The following is a 15917-nucleotide window of genomic DNA, read 5'->3' on the forward strand; positions in this document are numbered from 1 at the left end:
TGACTTGATTTTTTAATTTTTCAGCATAAAAAAACGTCCTTGATCCTGTCACTCAGGATCAAAGACGCTTCCCGTAAACGGGCAATCGTATGTCTACCCGCACATGAGCCATATCATCAATAAACCATTCTATACCTATTGAATCATTTCATCAGCTTGTAATTATTGGATAGTGCTTAAAATTTCCAGCTATCCAGGTATTTCTCTTGCTCAGCTGACAAGGAGTCGATGCCAATATTCAGGCTTTCAAGTTTATAGCTGGCAACCTGCTGGTCAATATCATATGGTACATTAACAACGTTTTTACCCAAGTTTTCATAATTCTCACTTACATAACGCAGACCAAGTGCCTGCAGGGCAAACGTCGTATCCATGATTTCGGCAGGGTGACCATCTGCTGCACCCAGGTTCACAAGACGACCTTCTGCGAGAAGGTACATCTTACGACCGTCTTTGAAACGATATTCCTCAATGTTGCGGCGAACTGTGCGAATCGATTCCGAACGTTTAGCCAGTTCAGGTTTATTCACTTCAACATCAAAGTGACCTGCATTACTCAGGATCGCTCCATCCTTCATCACATCGTAATGCTCCCCTGTGATAACATCCTTATTGCCTGTAACCGCAATAAAGAAATCGCCCAATTTGGCGGCTTCCACCATTGTCATGACCCGGAACCCGTCCATGTGTGCTTCTACCGCTTTGATTGGATCGATCTCGGTTACGATCACATTCGCACCAAGACCTTTGGCGCGCATCGCTACACCTTTACCACACCAGCCATAACCTGCAACCACTACGTTTTTACCAGCGATAACCAAGTTGGTTGTACGAATAATTCCGTCGAATGCAGATTGTCCTGTACCGTAGCGATTATCGAACAGATACTTGCAGTATGCGTCATTAACTGCAACCATTGGAAACTTCAATTGGCCTTCTTTCGCCAATGCTTTCAAACGAATAATACCCGTTGTCGTTTCTTCTGCTCCGCCGCGAATTGTTGCTGCGAGGTCAGGGCGCTCGGATGCAATAATGGTTGCAAAGTCTCCGCCATCATCAATAATAAGATCAGGCTTCACTTCAAGCGCACGCAGTTGCAAAGATTTGAATTCCGCAGGTTCCGGATTGTATTTCGCATATACTGTAACACCGTCTTCCACTAATGCTGCGCAGACATCATCTTGTGTAGACAATGGGTTACTGTGCGTAATCGTTACTTCCGCCCCACCCGCTTGGATCACTTTTGCCAAGTAAGCTGTTTTTGCCTCCAGATGAAGACAAATCGCGACCTTCAAACCTTTGAAAGGCAGATCCTGTTCGAATTGGCGACGAATGCGGTTTAATACCGGCATATGTGCCTCTACCCAGTCTATTTTCAGATGACCCTCTGAAGCGAGTCCCATATCTTTAACAATACTGTTTTGCAACGCAGGTGTAGTCATTTCATATCCTCCTTGTTTATGTGTTTCTTCTATTATAAAGGACTCTATAGTGCAATAACCTTGTGCTCTCCAAGGAATTCACTTGAGGCCTTAATCAGTTCATCGATCCACTCGGTGCCATAACGATTCAGGTAAAAGAGTGCATTATGTACTCGTTCCTGTGGTTTGCCCGTTGGGAATAAGGAGTTTTGAATGCCGTTCCAGTGCCTTAGACTCACATGGTGTTTATCTTCGATAGCTTTGTGAGTCTGCTGTTTCAGATACTGCATTTGCTCGTTGATTTTACTCAAATTGGTATCGCCAATTCGTTCCAGCCCAGGATGAATCTCCGCAATCTCATCTAGCAACGGTCCATACAGATCAAGAAACGCCTCCTGAACCTTGTCAAACTGTTCATCTACCTGGAACGTCTCCTGCTGTGCGAGCCACTGCTCCTTCTTTTCTTCCATATGATATTGAACATCCTGAAAAGAAAGTCCATATTGTTTCATATGTTTGTGATGAACATCTTCCATAATGGTGAAAGACAACCGCGGCAACAAAATGGGCATTTGCAGGCCGAACTGACGGAATGCTTCCCGAGTCAAACCCCAATATGCAATTTCACCTTGCCCCAAAATAACAGCGGCTACAGGCAACACGGAATCTTGCATTAATGGTCGTGTCAATACGTTGTTACTGAAGCGCTCCGGATGTTCTCCCAGTTCCTGAAGCAAACGTTCCTCTGTGAAAGAAACCAAACCTTTGCGATCACTATATAGACCGTCCTTCAACAACAAGAGCAGACGCGTACCTTCATGAATATAGAACAGATTGGCTCCATCCTCCGCTACTTCGGCAGGCATAGCATAACCAGCTTGTTGTACCAGCGAAGCACCTTGTGTGTATGCGCTGCGCAGCACTTCATTTTTTCGTATCAACCGCTCAAACACGGGCTGTTCCAACCTGCGTAAATCTGGATCCGATGCATCCATTAGAACAAGTCCACTACTGGCAAACAAGGCAGATATCATGCGAGCAAAAGCATCACTCAGATTTGAACTGGATTGATGGATCTCTGTGATGCATTTCATCAGTCCTGGTTTATGTATCGTATCAGGTAAAAGATGTTCCACCTGTTCGAGTACATTCACCCACTGCTGCGAATCCACATGAACATTACTTACAGAATCCCTTCCTGCGAATCGTCCTTGTAACTTAACCTTCTTCATGTCTCCCTGATGATCAGGTAGATAAGTGTGGTTAACCTCATCCCAGTCATGGTCTTCACCGGCAATCCAAAATACTGGGACTACCGGGCGTTGAAGTCTTTCTTCCGCTTCACGCGCAGCTGCCACTACGCTGGCGGCTTTGTATATGACGAACAGAGGTCCGGTGAGCAGACCGCTCTGCTGTCCTCCTGTAACCACTAGTGCATCTTGTTCTGCAAGACGTGTGATGGACGCATGAACCTCTCCATGGTCGTTCACCCGCTTATTATATATACGTAAATACTCTGCCAGATCACGACGATCAATACGTGTGTTTTCCGATTGGTCCACCCACTCGGCACGCGCCTGAAGTCCTGATTCCCAGCGAATGTCATACTCGTAAAGGCCACGCGCAGCATCTCTTGAACAGATATAATCTTCTGCAAGTCTTGATCCGCTGCGGATTGCCTCGGTAATACCGTTCATGAGGTCTGCCTCCTATTCTGCTTCAAAGAGCCTTTCTTGATTGTACCGAATTCAAGGCCGCTTCGTCAAAAGAAAGTGATCAAAATACGAAAAAAACCGCCGAACGAGTCGGCGGCATTTAATACATCAATAATAGCATATCGCTTTAATATTCCTATTATACGTAAGGTTCTGCAACCCAGTGACCTTTGGAAACCTCAATCAATTGAGAATTTTCCAGGTTGTACGGATCATTTGCAGGACCGCCAGATCCATTCTGAATCGGGCTCATATGCTCTTCTGGCAGCAAGATGCGACGTTTGTTCGCTTCCACTTCCGGATCAGGTACAGGGATCGCGGAAAGCAATGTTTTGGTGTAAGGGTGGACAGGGTTCGCATACAGTTCTTCACTTTCTGCGAGCTCAACCACTTTACCCATGTACATTACAGCTACACGGTCACTGATATGTTTAACCATTGACAAGTCATGCGCAATAAACAGGTATGTCAAGCCGAGACGTTGCTGAAGTTCTTCAAGCAATTTAACGACCTGCGCCTGAATGGATACATCCAGTGCAGACAATGGCTCATCACAGATGATGAATTTAGGGTCTACAGCAAGTGCACGCGCAATCCCGATCCGTTGTCTTTGACCACCGGAGAATTCATGTGGATAACGAAGTGCATGACTTGGATTCAAACCTACCAGATCAAGCAGTTCCTCCACTCGTCTCTTGCGCTCTTTAGAGCTGGAAGCCAGGCCATGAATATCGAGTGACTCCCCGATAATATCCATAACATTGAAACGCGGGTTAAGAGATGCATATGGATCTTGGAAGATCATCTGCATATCTTTACGCATTTCTTTCATTTTGCGCGGGGACAACTTATAGATATCCGTTCCGTTGAAGTTAACATTTCCGCCAGTTGGCTCATAAAGACGCAGAATGGTACGACCTGTTGTTGATTTACCACAGCCAGACTCGCCTACAACGCCAAGTGTTTCACCTTCAAAGATATCAAAGCTTACGTCATTGACCGCTTTGAGAATGTTACCTTTACCCAAATTAAAGTACTGTTTCAAGTTTTTCACTTGTACCAGAGGCTTATTGCTGCCTTTGATAATACCAGCCGGAGCTGCTTTTTCCTTTTTGGGCTCGTCCAGACGAGGCAGAGCATTCAGCAATTTAATGGTGTATGGATGTTGAGGGTTACTAAAGATTTCAGCAGTTGTTCCTGTTTCAACAACTTCGCCTTCCTTCATAACAACAACACGGTCACACATACCCGCTACGACACCAAGGTCATGCGTGATCAGCATGATCGATGTTCCCAGCTTTTGCTGCATGTCTTTCATGACATCCAGAATTTGAGCCTGAATTGTAACGTCAAGTGCAGTTGTCGGCTCATCCGCAATCAGAAGGGATGGACGACATGCAAGCGCGATCGCAATCATGGCACGCTGACGCATACCACCAGAGAATTGGTGAGGATAATGATTCATGCGAATAGCCGCATTTTTAATACCTACAAGTTCCAGCATCTCCAAAGCCGCTTTATTCGCCGCTTGTTTGGACATGTTCTGATGCTTGCGCAATACTTCAGTAATTTGTTTACCAACTTTAATGGTAGGATTCAATGAAGTCATTGGATCTTGGAAGATCATACCGATATCTTTACCACGAATCGCTTCCATTTGTTTGTCTGTCTTATTCAGCAGGTCTTGCCCGTGAAAAGTAATTTCTCCGCTTTTGACCTTCGAAGGCGGGGAGGGAATCAATTTCATGATGGTTTGGGCGGTAACACTCTTACCACTACCCGATTCACCTACGATCCCCAGCGTCTCTCCTTTGCCAAGTTCAAAACTCACATGTTTAACGGCATCAAATTCACCAGAACGTGTTGAGAACGACACACTCAGGTCTTTGACAGTTAAAATCGGCTCCATAATCCCACCTCCTGTTTCTATTTACGTAATTTCGGATCTAGTGCGTCGCGCAGACCGTCTCCGAGCAAGTTAAATGCAAGCATTGTAAGAACCATCAGACCTGCTGGGAACCACATCCGCCACGGGAATAGCGTCCAGCCTGTAAGTGCATCATTGATCATAGAACCAAGTGAAGATCTTGGTGCTGATACACCCAATCCAAGGAAGCTCAGGAACGCTTCGGCAAAGATTGCATTTGGAATAGACAATGTCAATGTTACAAGAATCGGTCCTATTGCATTGGGTAGCAAATGACGGAACAATTGACGCCCTGTGCTTGCTCCCATGGACCTTGCAGCAAGAATAAAGTCTCTGTTTTTGAGTTGCATAATTTCACCACGCACAATCCATGACATGCTGATCCAGCCTGTGATGGTGAGGGCAATGATAATCGTTGTCAGACTTGGTTCCAGTACAACCAGCAACAAAATTACAACAAGCATGTACGGCAAGGAGTAAAGGATTTCGGAAAACTTGTTCATAATTCCATCTACACGTCCACCGTAGAAACCCATGATCGCTCCATAAATAACCCCGATAACAAGGTCAATCAAGGCTGCGGCCAAACCTACAGTAAGGGATACACGTGCTCCTACCCAAGTTCTTACCCACACGTCACGACCAAGCTCGTCCGTACCGAACCAGTGCTCCGCACTCGGCGCTGCATTGGCATTCAACAAATCATTGGAATAATAATTATAACTTGTAAACAAAGAAGTTGGACCAATCAAAGAGAAAATCACGACAAGAACCAATACACTCAGACTGATCATAGCAGCCTTATTGGTTGCAAGTCTGTACATGGCATCTTTAAAAAGGGATACACTTTCTTGCGGTTTAACCGCTGCCTGACTAGTCAGGTTCGTGTTCGCCGTTTCATTCTTTTTATTATTCGTGCCAGACAACGTTATGCCCCCTTCCGGCTTTCCAGCTTAATTCTAGGATCAATCAGCACGTAAGCGATATCCGTAAAGAAACGAGCCAACATCAGGAGGATACCATAGAAAATCGTAATCCCCATGATCATAGTGTAATCACGGTTTGTGATACTCTCTACGAATACTTTACCAATTCCCCCGATGTTAAAGATCTGTTCAATTACAACGGAACCTGTGATGATATTCGCTGTCATTGGACCAACATAAGTTACTACTGGTAGAATACCGTTTCTTACAACGTGTTTAAACATAATTGCAGGCCATTTCAGACCTTTGGCTTTAGCTGTTTTGATATAATCTGCATGTAATACTTCAAGCATGCTTGAACGCGTCAAACGAGCGATAAAAGCAATCGGAGATGCAGATAGCGCTGCAACCGGAAGAACATAATCCAATGGACCATCAAAGCCCATAACGTTAAACCAGCCTAACTTAGTAGCAAAGAGGTACTGCAATAGTGAGGCAAGCAAGAAGCTCGGAACAGCTATCCCTATGACAGCCAGGATCATCGTGATATCATCAATGAGTTTACGATGGTAAACTGCAGCAATAAGGCCCAGCAGAACACCCACGATAATGGAGATAACAATTGCAAATACTCCAAGCTTCAGCGAAGCGGTGAATGTTTCGCCGATCATTCCGGCTACATCTCGATTGAGATATTTCATTGAGACTCCGAAATCTCCCTTAATGATTCCACCCATATACTTCAGGTATTGTTCATACATCGGTTTGTCCAATCCATACTTCTGTTCCAGCAAGACCCGAATTTCAGGCGACACTTTTTTCTCGGATGTAAAAGGGTCACCCGGAATAGCCTTCATCAGGAAGAAGGTTGCAGATGCGAGTATGAAAAGCGATAGCAGCATAAATAATAGTTTTTTCAACACATACTTAACCAACCCTTGCACACCTCCACAAACAATATTTTGTATACAAATCGATTGTAGAATTAGACAGAAATAAAGTCCAATCCATTTATCGGAAATTTCAAGAATTATAAGGAAAATCGGTACACATACAAAAAATCGGGATATATATGGCATTCCACATATATATCCCGAAGTATTCATATTAGACTTCAGAACAACTTATTTCTCTTCCAGATATGCACGCGTGAAGTCAATAGCTCCACTGAAATCAAGTTGTACGCCTTTCAGGTAAGGCTTGGTCAAAGATACGTTAGTGTAGTAATAGATTGGCATAACGCCCATTTCATCTTGAATCAGGATTTTCTCAGCGTCAGCAAATGCAGCCATACGTGCAGCTGGATCAGCAGATTTTACAGTTTCTTTAACATCTTTGTCATACTGTTCGTTGCTGAATTTGGAATCATTGTTTGTGTTTCCAGTAGTCCACATTTCCAAGAAGTTGTATGGATCGTTGTAGTCAGCAGACCAACCTGCACGAGCTACTTGGAAGTTTTGGTTTTGACGGTTCTCAAGGAATACGCCCCACTCTTGGTTTTCTGTTTTCACATCAACACCAAGATTTTGTTTCCACATGTCAGCAACCGCCAAAGCGATTTTTGCGTGACCATCACTAGTGTTGTAGATCAACGTAACAGCTGGCAATGTTGTGTAACCTTCTTCTTTCATACCTTCAGCAAGCAATGCTTTAGCTTCTTCCACATTTTCTGTGAAGTAATCGTCTTTGTGCTCATCACGGAATTCGCCGTTTTCACCACGGATACCTGGAGGTACAAAGCCGAATGCTGGAATTTGTCCACCTTGTGTAACTTTGTCAACAATCAGCTGACGTTGAATTGCCATTGCAAATGCTTTACGGATTTTAACGTTGTTAAATGGTGCTTCGTTTACGTTGAACTGATAGTAGTACGTACTTGCAATACCAGTAGCTTTGAACTCGTCCGGCAATTCCGCTTTTACAGAAGGAATTTGGTCGGATGGAATTTCACCGTTAGGTGCACCAGTGTAGTCCAATTGTCCTGATTTGTAAGCTTGCAGCTCGGAAGCACTGCTGTTTGTCAGAGACATATCGATTTGAGCCAATTTAATATCGGCAGCTGCATGATAACCATCGTTTTTCTTCACAACAATTTTTTGACCTTTAGAATATTGATCCATTACAAATGGTCCGTTAACAATCATGTTTTTGTAGTCTGTGAAGAATTTGTCATTTGTGTCAGCAGATGCATGTACTGGGTAGTACGTGTAGAATGCTGTCAGACCTAAGAAGTAAGGTGTTGGGTTTTCCAACGTTACTTCCAATGTGTGCTCATCAGTAGCTTTAACGCCTACTTGTGAAAAATCTGTGACTTTAGTACCTTTGTATGTTTCATCTTTGCTGAGGTTGTAACCTTCAGCACCTTTGATGTAGTACAATTGGTAAGCATATGGAGAAGCTGTTTCCGGTTTCAAAGCACGTTCCCAAGAACGAACAAAGTCTTCGGCAGTGATTGCATCACCGTTGCTCCATTTAGCATCCGGGTTCAGGTTGAAAACATATTTCAAACCATCTTCGGAGATTGTCCAGTCTTTAGCTACGCCTGCTTGTTCTTTACCATCAGCATCGATGCGTACAAGACCTTCGTACAAGAATTTCAAAACTGTGTTGGTTTGGCTGTCTTTTGCTTGAGCCGGGTCCAACGTAGGAGGTTCAGCTGACAGGTTGATTTTCAGAATTTGATCTTTAGCAAGACCATTTCCTTCGTTTGCAGAACCAGTATCGGTGTTACCTGTGCCTTCGTTTTTCGATCCGCACGCTGCAAGTACGGTACCGAACGCCAAAATCAGCGTCAAAAGGACTAATAGACTTTTCCTTTTCATCTAACACGTTCCCCCTAAATTGATATGGTTTATATGTTTATAGATTATACAACCACCGGTCAAAAAAATCTACATTACTTTTTCAGAAAGTAATGTTTTTTTCAGTATTCGACAAAATCGACACATTTTTTGCCTCTTTTGCGTTATGTAACCTTACATCTGTTTCATTAAGTATCTAAATAATCCAAATAAAGTAAACAAAATATACCCAAAACTCATAATGATGAAGGCCATGCGCCATACGGCCCGGAACATTCTCCCCCCATCGACCTTCCCCTTTAGTCGATTTTGCGCACCTCCGATAAATCCAAGTGCTAGTAGTATGAGTAATAATGTCAGATAAAAACCAAAACTCGAATCAAATGTTAAGTTGAATAACGCCGATACTGAAAAAACAAGAAAAAAAGTAGTTACATCCATTGCCATCCGCATGGCGTTCCGTTTGTCTTTTTTCCATACGTACATGCCCCAATAGACAAGAAAGAACGGAAAAAAGGGCAATATGCTCAACACAATAAAAAGTCCCATTAATTCACTCCTTCCGGTTGCATTCCTTCAATCAGATGAAGCAGTATTTCATGTGTGGGTGCAACAAGGTCCAACTTCTGCGCCATATTTACAATATGACCGTTAATTGACCTCACTTCTGTACCACGTCCAGCGAGAACATCTGCGAGCATGGAGGAAGTATTCGTGGCAGTAGAACGACAGACCGATATCAGTTGATCCCACATATCCTGATCCAAACATATTCCACTTGCAGAGTAGATTAACAATACTTCATCATATAACTGGCGCATTAGCCTCTTTCGTTCTTCTTTAACGATCAATTCTCCATTAGGGATTCGCCATACTGCCGTGAGCGGGTTAATGACTGAATTAATCAATAGTTTCCTGTATATCAGCTTATCGATTTCATTCGACACTGTACAGTCAAATCCTGCCTGCTGCAACGATCCCGACAGAGTAAATGTTCTCTTCTCCTCTATAGAGGTAGAAGCTACTATATGTATGTTGTACCTCCCCAGCCTGGTTTCACCTGTACCTGCACGAGTCACCTGACTTTGTGTACGCTTCGCACCTTCTGTTGTAACTGCACTACACAGAAGCGACTTTGGCAAAGCGGCTTGAAGTTTTGCCAGATGGCCCATCCCATTCTGAAAACAAGCGATATTCAGCACATGATCTTGTAATGGACTCATCTCATGAATGAAATCATCCATGCTTGTCTGCTTAACCATGAGCAGTAACCATTCTCCTGGTGTATTCTTCCATGTGTCAGTCAGCTCACTTATTGGTTTCGCCTGTATTTGATCCGGTAGAATATGTATCTCCTCGTCTTGTTCTACAATGGTTACTCCATTATGGCTGAGGAGGTCTGCCTGAGCTGTTGTTCTGGTCCAAAATCTGACCTGGTTACCTGACGCCAGCAGTTTCCCGCCATACAAAAGACCCAGTGCCCCCGCTCCTACGATGTCAATGATCATATGATGCACTTCCTCTCCGCTTCAGTAGTTTCTCTTCTATTATCTATAATAGAACAAAAACACCAAACTAAAAACCCGTCATACCTGCCGTTGTGTAACGGAGGTGTGGCGGGTTCATACCTGACTTTCACAAATCAAACGTCTGAATTTGTTACTCAATTCGTTCCAGATTTCCGTTGGCATCCATCTTGAAACGTGTCTTAAGTTCCTCTTCTTCTTCGGACAAAAATGCGAGTCTGCGAGCCCGATCCATAATCTGAATCAAAGCTTTGTAGTCGTCATTCACCACACGGTAATCCGTCTGCACTTCATTCACTTCCTTGGAAAGACGGTCATTCTCAAGACGTAGTTCAAGCAATTCATCTTCTTTCTCGCGAAGCTCCTTCTCCAGCATCTTGAGTTGACGATTGCTCTCCTGCACGGTTCCCTTCCATTGTCGCAGGAAGCGGATTACTGCATCCATCGATAATGAATCGTCTGAAATCCCATCTGATTTGTACAGATGTTCTTCAGTGTCCAGGGTAGACAATGCTGCAACCTGCGGTCCGAGCATAGCTGGTTGCTTTCTGAGATAACTTCGTTTTTGTCGTTGTGCCTTGGCGTTACTGATGGCAGAATCATACTTTTTACGTACACAACTGTTCCAGCGAAAACCGCATGCGGCAGATGTTCTGCCTATTTTTTCGCCTACCTCTTCAAAAGCGGCCAATTGTGTACTGCCTTCCCGAATATGACGCAAAGTAACCTCAGCCAATATCAAATCGTCCTCTGTACTCCAAGCATCCTGTCTCACTGCAGTCATGCTATAATACCCTCCTAACAACATCCTAAAATAACCGTCCGCATTACCGGAAGCCCGGTATGTGAATTAGGTATAAAAGCTGCTTCATTCATTCTTATGCCTCTCATAGAGTTCATAGAATTGATTTCATACTAAAATGTATTTCCACATTCAGGCTTGCTCATACGTGACTCACGTAAAACATATCCCTCTATACTTACTTTGAGCAAAAAAAGAATTCGCTTTCATATCCAAATTTGTTTACACGTTTTTCCTTTCCCGGTATAATGTTGTGTAGACAATCTATGAACGTACTTAGGAGAGGAGGATTTACCGTGGCACGCATGTTTCGGGTACTCGGGTTCTTCACGCTTGCGATTGGCCTGATGGCTTTTGCGGGAGATCTGGTCGAAATGGCTTTGCTTTTTTTCCTGCAGACTGCGTTTTTTGTCATTTTGGGATACTTGAAATTTACTGAAAGAACGTACATATTGCTCTTCTGGGGTTATATGATCGTCACATTCACGGGGTTCAGCTACTGGACCGTATTCCAAATGGGTTTGCCGCTATAATCCACCTGCAGCATCAAAGTAATCCGATATCTGTCGGGTTGCTTTTTTGTTGTGTTCAGATTAAATGGTTGTTCATGGTGTTATGTAACCACTAAGGATAATTCACGTAATTGTTTCATATATTGTCTGGAAGACAACTAGCCTGTACTATTGTCATTGAAGAAGTGGAAAGGAGAATGATCGTTGAGACGTCATAACGGCATTGCCGCATTTATATTATGCATCATCGTATTCCTGCAACTACCCTCAACCTATGCCTATGGAGAGTCTTCACCTGAGGATACACGTGAGATATTGCAAAAAAGTCTATCCATCGTTGAAATCGATCACGAAATTGAACGTATCGCAGGCAGACAGAAGCAGCTGGCTCAACAATACGAGACATTATCTGTCCAGCTTCAGGATCAAGAAGAACAGATACATATTCAGCAAGATCGGGCCGGAGCTGTAGTGAGGTCCTACTATACTGGAGAACGCGACAGTCTTCTTATGACGGTCCTGGGAGCCCGGTCATTCAAAGACCTGTTTGTACTGTATGATTATTACCAGATTATTATTGGACGGGATCAGGCTGTGCTGGACAAGTATCAGGACCGGTACCGCAACCTGCAACAGACTTCCACTCAGATTCGTCAGACTACAGCAGAACTAACCGAAATGAAGACTAATCTTCAAAACCAGCGGGAACGTGTAGTCACCTTGCAAAAAGAAGTAGATGCCCAAATAGCCACCAGCGGAGATGCGGCAGCGATTCAGAAACTGATGGATGAACTGACCCTCTATTGGGAGAATATCGGCATCTATGAGGTGAAACGATATTTCAAAGCATTGGCATCTGCCATGCAGAACCTGCCTGACTTTATCCAAAAACAAAACGGAGGCATATCCACAACTGGAACAACGTATACGATTCGTATTGGGCAGGATGAGCTTAATGCATTTTTACGTTCGCAAAATCCCATCTTTGAAGACTTTGCCTTTCAGTTTAATCAGGATAAGATCATAGCTTCCGGTCAGCGGGATCAGTTGCAATTAAGCATTGAAGGACATTATACGGTAGAAAATGAACCTCAAAACTCCATTCGTTTTCATGTGGACAAACTTGTATTCAACCAACTTGAATTACCAGACACCACTCGCCGAATGCTGGAAAAAGAATTTGACCTTGGGTTTTATCCACAGAAAATCCTCTCGTTTGTGAAAGCAACCGATGTTTCAACAAGTGAAGGCATACTGGAAGTAAAACTAGCTATATCATTTTAAAGAGATTGTTCCAAAAGTCTGCTTAAATTAAAAAGGATGCCTAATGGCATCCCTGGCATTAAAGTTAAAATCCAGACTTTTTTTTGAACAGGAACTAAAAGGTTAGTTCGTCGTTCTAATACTATTTACGTATTGATTCGCTGTAATCTCTCCCTTTAAGAATTGTTGTACCTTTTTATGAAAACGAGTTATTAGAGCGAGCCTTTCGGTCGTTGCAGCAGGGGCATCTTGGGTTGTTGAGAACCAGGAATGTCTCTTTGTCATTTCATAACGTCGAGTAAGTTTATCAGACTCCAAATCCAGTTCCTGTTGCTTTGCCGGCAATCGGTTGACCTCCTGGTACCATTTTAACTGTGTCGTAGCGGACGTCATTCCTTCAATCCATCTACTGGCCTCCTCTGCCTCAACCGAACCCGAAGTAATGACAAGACTTCTGGAGCTTACAGTTTCCAAGGATTCAAAAGAAATGCGCTCTAAAGAATCTTTATGAACTGTACTCGATTGATCAGCACTTAATAATTGAGATAACAAGGATACAACCATCGGTATGTTATTCTCGTCAGCAGTTGATGAGAACATTGGATAGGTAGACTGGGCCATTATATGAGGTTGAATGTGATTCATCAATTGAATCCCCTGTTGGAGATCCCCCGGTTGCGAATCTAATTGCGTTTGATTAACTTGATCAGGTGCCATCCTCGGTTCCAAATGATTTAACCACGCATTTGTCCCGTACATATCATTGATGTTCATTGTAATTAAAGGGATTCCTTCGGCAATGGCTTGTTGAGTAAGTTTGATCCACTGATCTTTATTGTGAGGTAATGACTCCATTCCAGCTCTCTTCAGAAATGAAGATTGTGCAGCCAGAATGTAGGGATCAAAATCAAAAGGCATCCCCCATTGATAACCATTCCACTCTGTCATTCCCCGTAATCCAACTACCGTATCTCCAAGCGACTTTGATAATGTTGTTCCGTTTAACGGATACAGGTACCCTTTTTGGGCATAGTATTGCACTTCCTCACTATCAAGCAGAACAACATCACCGTTCTCTCCTAGTGAAAATTCAAGATCCAAAACATGCTTATATGTATCCGGCTTCTCATTCCGAAGATTAATCTCTACCAGCTGGGAAGCAGCAACTTCTTTAGCTATTTTTTGAAAGGCTTGAAACTCTTCATCCGACATGGCGACTACAATCTCCAGCGGAGCTTGAGCATCTTCATTACGGGACGAAGACCCAGGAAAAGCATCCTTCTCCTGATCGCGTTCCTGATTGAGCTGCGAACCTCTAAAGTCAAAACTCGGTGACAAGATCGTTAACGAAAGCAGCAATACCGCGAACAAAACAACCTGATGTCTACGCTTCATTAACTTCCCTCCCTGTTCCACCTAGTTTTTTCCTGCAGCAATTATTGTAACAAATAAGTAGTGCTCTTGTCCTACCCTGCCGAAAAACACTTTTTCTGATTTTTGCATAATACGAGCATATCGAGTTCTGTGTAATAACGCTTACTTATTTTTTCAGCAAAAAACCGGCTCCAGGAGCCGGCTTTAATAACAACATTTTCCGGGAAATAAATCCCCTGAATGTTACAACAAATCAGCTGCAAGCTGTGCCAGCTTGGACCGTTCTCCTTTTTCGAGCATGATGTGTCCGCTGATTCCCTCTTGTTTGAATCGTTCCACGATATACGTCAGGCCGTTACTCGCAGAATCAAGATACGGATGGTCTATCTGCTCGGGGTCTCCCATCAAAATAATTTTACTGCCTTCACCGACCCTTGATACAATGGTCTTCACTTCGTGGCGCGACAGATTCTGGGCTTCATCAATAATGATAAACTGTCCAGGTATCGATCTTCCACGAATATACGTTAAAGCCTCCACCTGAATACTGCCAAGCCCCATTAGGATTTTATCGATATCTCCGGCTTTTTTGGTGTCAAACAGAAACTCCAGATTATCATAAATCGGCTGCATCCATGGACGAAGCTTTTCTTCCTTCTCACCAGGCAAATAACCGATATCTTTCCCCATCGGAACGACAGGACGAGCGATCAACAGTTTTTTGTATTTATGATCATCCTCTACCTTAAGCAGACCTGCTGCAAGTGCCAGCAAGGTTTTCCCTGTTCCGGCTTTACCAGTGATGGTAACAAGCGGGATGTCATCATTCAAAAGCAGTTCCAATGCCATACGTTGTTGTGCGTTACGTGCGCTAATGCCCCAGACATTATCATTACTGAGGAAAAGCGGCTCCAGCTTTGTTCCCTCTGTGTTCACTTTAAGCAAAGCCGATTTATTGGTTCCCATCTCATCTTTAAGAATGACAAATTCATTCGGATACAACGAATAAGACAACTGCAACGGTTTGATTGGTAAAAAACGATATGTGTAAAACTCATCAATCACTGACGGATGAACTTTTAGGGCCGTATATCCTGGATATAACTCACTGAGTCCTGCCGTCCGATCTGATAAGTAATCCTGTGTGAACAGACCAAGTACATCCGCTTTAATACGCACAAGTACATCTTTACTGACAAGCACAACCTGACGTTCGACTACTTCCTTTTCATTCTCCTCAATCTGATAATTCAGTGCGACAGCTAAAATACGATTATCATTGGACACTTCACCAAACATTTCCTGAACTTTCACGAAACTCCGATGATTCAGCTCTACTTTCAGGTTACCTCCATTAGCCAAAGGTACCCCACTGTGCAAGTGACCCAGCTCTCGTAATCCATCTAACAGTCTGGATACATTACGGGCATTACGCCCAATTTCATCAGCATTTCTTTTTTTGGAGTCGATCTCCTCCAGTACAACCGCGGGAATGATTACCTCATGTTCCTCAAAGGCAAATATGGCATTGGGGTCATGCAGAAGCACGTTGGTATCCAATACAAAAATCTTTTTCATTCAATCCCCTCCAAAGCGGCGTCGTTAAAGGCATGAATAGTGTGATCTTTCAGCAGCGGCATGGACAATCAT

Annotated in this window: 13 protein-coding genes; 2 read left to right on the top strand and 11 right to left on the bottom strand. The window is 43.5% G+C overall.

Features of this window, described 5'->3' with window-relative positions; all coding sequences use genetic code 11:
* Positions 1-176: 176 nt before the first annotated feature.
* From F0220_RS21150 to F0220_RS21190, 9 genes are all read right to left on the bottom strand, one after another.
* Positions 177-1442, bottom strand: a complete 1266-nt coding sequence (locus F0220_RS21150; RefSeq protein WP_047843755.1) for an adenosylhomocysteinase — start codon at positions 1440-1442, stop codon at positions 177-179.
* Between the two features lie 44 nt (positions 1443-1486).
* Positions 1487-3118: a bacillithiol biosynthesis cysteine-adding enzyme BshC gene (bshC, locus tag F0220_RS21155; protein WP_105599707.1), complete on the bottom strand. Its 1632-nt coding sequence runs from the start codon at positions 3116-3118 to the stop codon at positions 1487-1489.
* A 157-nt stretch (positions 3119-3275) separates the two neighbouring features.
* On the bottom strand, positions 3276-5045 hold the full coding sequence (locus F0220_RS21160) for an ABC transporter ATP-binding protein (protein ID WP_105599709.1): 1770 nt from the start codon (positions 5043-5045) through the stop codon (positions 3276-3278).
* Between the two features lie 17 nt (positions 5046-5062).
* Entirely contained in the window at positions 5063-5944 is an 882-nt protein-coding gene (locus F0220_RS21165; RefSeq protein WP_370511422.1) for an ABC transporter permease, read from the bottom strand.
* A 47-nt stretch (positions 5945-5991) separates the two neighbouring features.
* A complete protein-coding gene (locus F0220_RS21170; RefSeq protein WP_036614893.1) occupies positions 5992-6924 on the bottom strand; it encodes an ABC transporter permease in 933 nt (310 codons plus the stop codon).
* Positions 6925-7113: 189 nt separating this feature from the next.
* The gene (locus F0220_RS21175; RefSeq protein WP_076211569.1) at positions 7114-8811 is read right to left on the bottom strand and encodes a peptide ABC transporter substrate-binding protein; all 1698 of its coding nucleotides are present in this window, start codon (positions 8809-8811) and stop codon (positions 7114-7116) included.
* A 153-nt stretch (positions 8812-8964) separates the two neighbouring features.
* On the bottom strand, positions 8965-9339 hold the full coding sequence (locus tag F0220_RS21180; protein WP_105599710.1) for a DUF3397 domain-containing protein: 375 nt from the start codon (positions 9337-9339) through the stop codon (positions 8965-8967).
* Entirely contained in the window at positions 9339-10298 is a 960-nt protein-coding gene (locus tag F0220_RS21185; protein ID WP_105599712.1) for a ketopantoate reductase family protein, read from the bottom strand. The genes F0220_RS21180 and F0220_RS21185 overlap by 1 nt, the downstream gene beginning before the upstream one ends.
* A 151-nt stretch (positions 10299-10449) precedes the next feature.
* Positions 10450-11100: an RsfA family transcriptional regulator gene (locus tag F0220_RS21190; protein WP_076211575.1), complete on the bottom strand. Its 651-nt coding sequence runs from the start codon at positions 11098-11100 to the stop codon at positions 10450-10452.
* Between the two features lie 314 nt (positions 11101-11414).
* Here F0220_RS21190 and F0220_RS21195 point away from each other — a divergent pair, with 314 nt between their 5' ends.
* On the top strand, positions 11415-11651 hold the full coding sequence (locus F0220_RS21195; RefSeq protein ID WP_076332330.1) for a DUF2626 domain-containing protein: 237 nt from the start codon (positions 11415-11417) through the stop codon (positions 11649-11651).
* 183 nt (positions 11652-11834) lie between these two features.
* Positions 11835-12914, top strand: coding sequence for a hypothetical protein (locus F0220_RS21200; RefSeq protein ID WP_105599713.1), 1080 nt, complete (start codon positions 11835-11837; stop codon positions 12912-12914).
* 102 nt (positions 12915-13016) lie between these two features.
* On the opposite strand, the gene F0220_RS21205 is transcribed toward F0220_RS21200, so the two are convergent.
* Positions 13017-14288 carry an ABC transporter substrate-binding protein gene (locus F0220_RS21205; protein ID WP_105599715.1) on the bottom strand — a complete coding sequence of 424 codons (1272 nt, stop codon included), beginning with the start codon at positions 14286-14288 and terminating at the stop codon, positions 13017-13019.
* Positions 14289-14510: 222 nt separating this feature from the next.
* Positions 14511-15845 (bottom strand): PhoH family protein, encoded by a 1335-nt coding sequence (locus F0220_RS21210; RefSeq protein ID WP_024628438.1) that lies wholly within the window; start codon positions 15843-15845, stop codon positions 14511-14513.
* Positions 15846-15917 lie beyond the last annotated feature (72 nt).

Origin of the sequence: Paenibacillus sp. 37, assembly GCF_008386395.1 — a bacterium.
Taxonomy (GTDB): domain Bacteria; phylum Bacillota; class Bacilli; order Paenibacillales; family Paenibacillaceae; genus Paenibacillus; species Paenibacillus amylolyticus_B.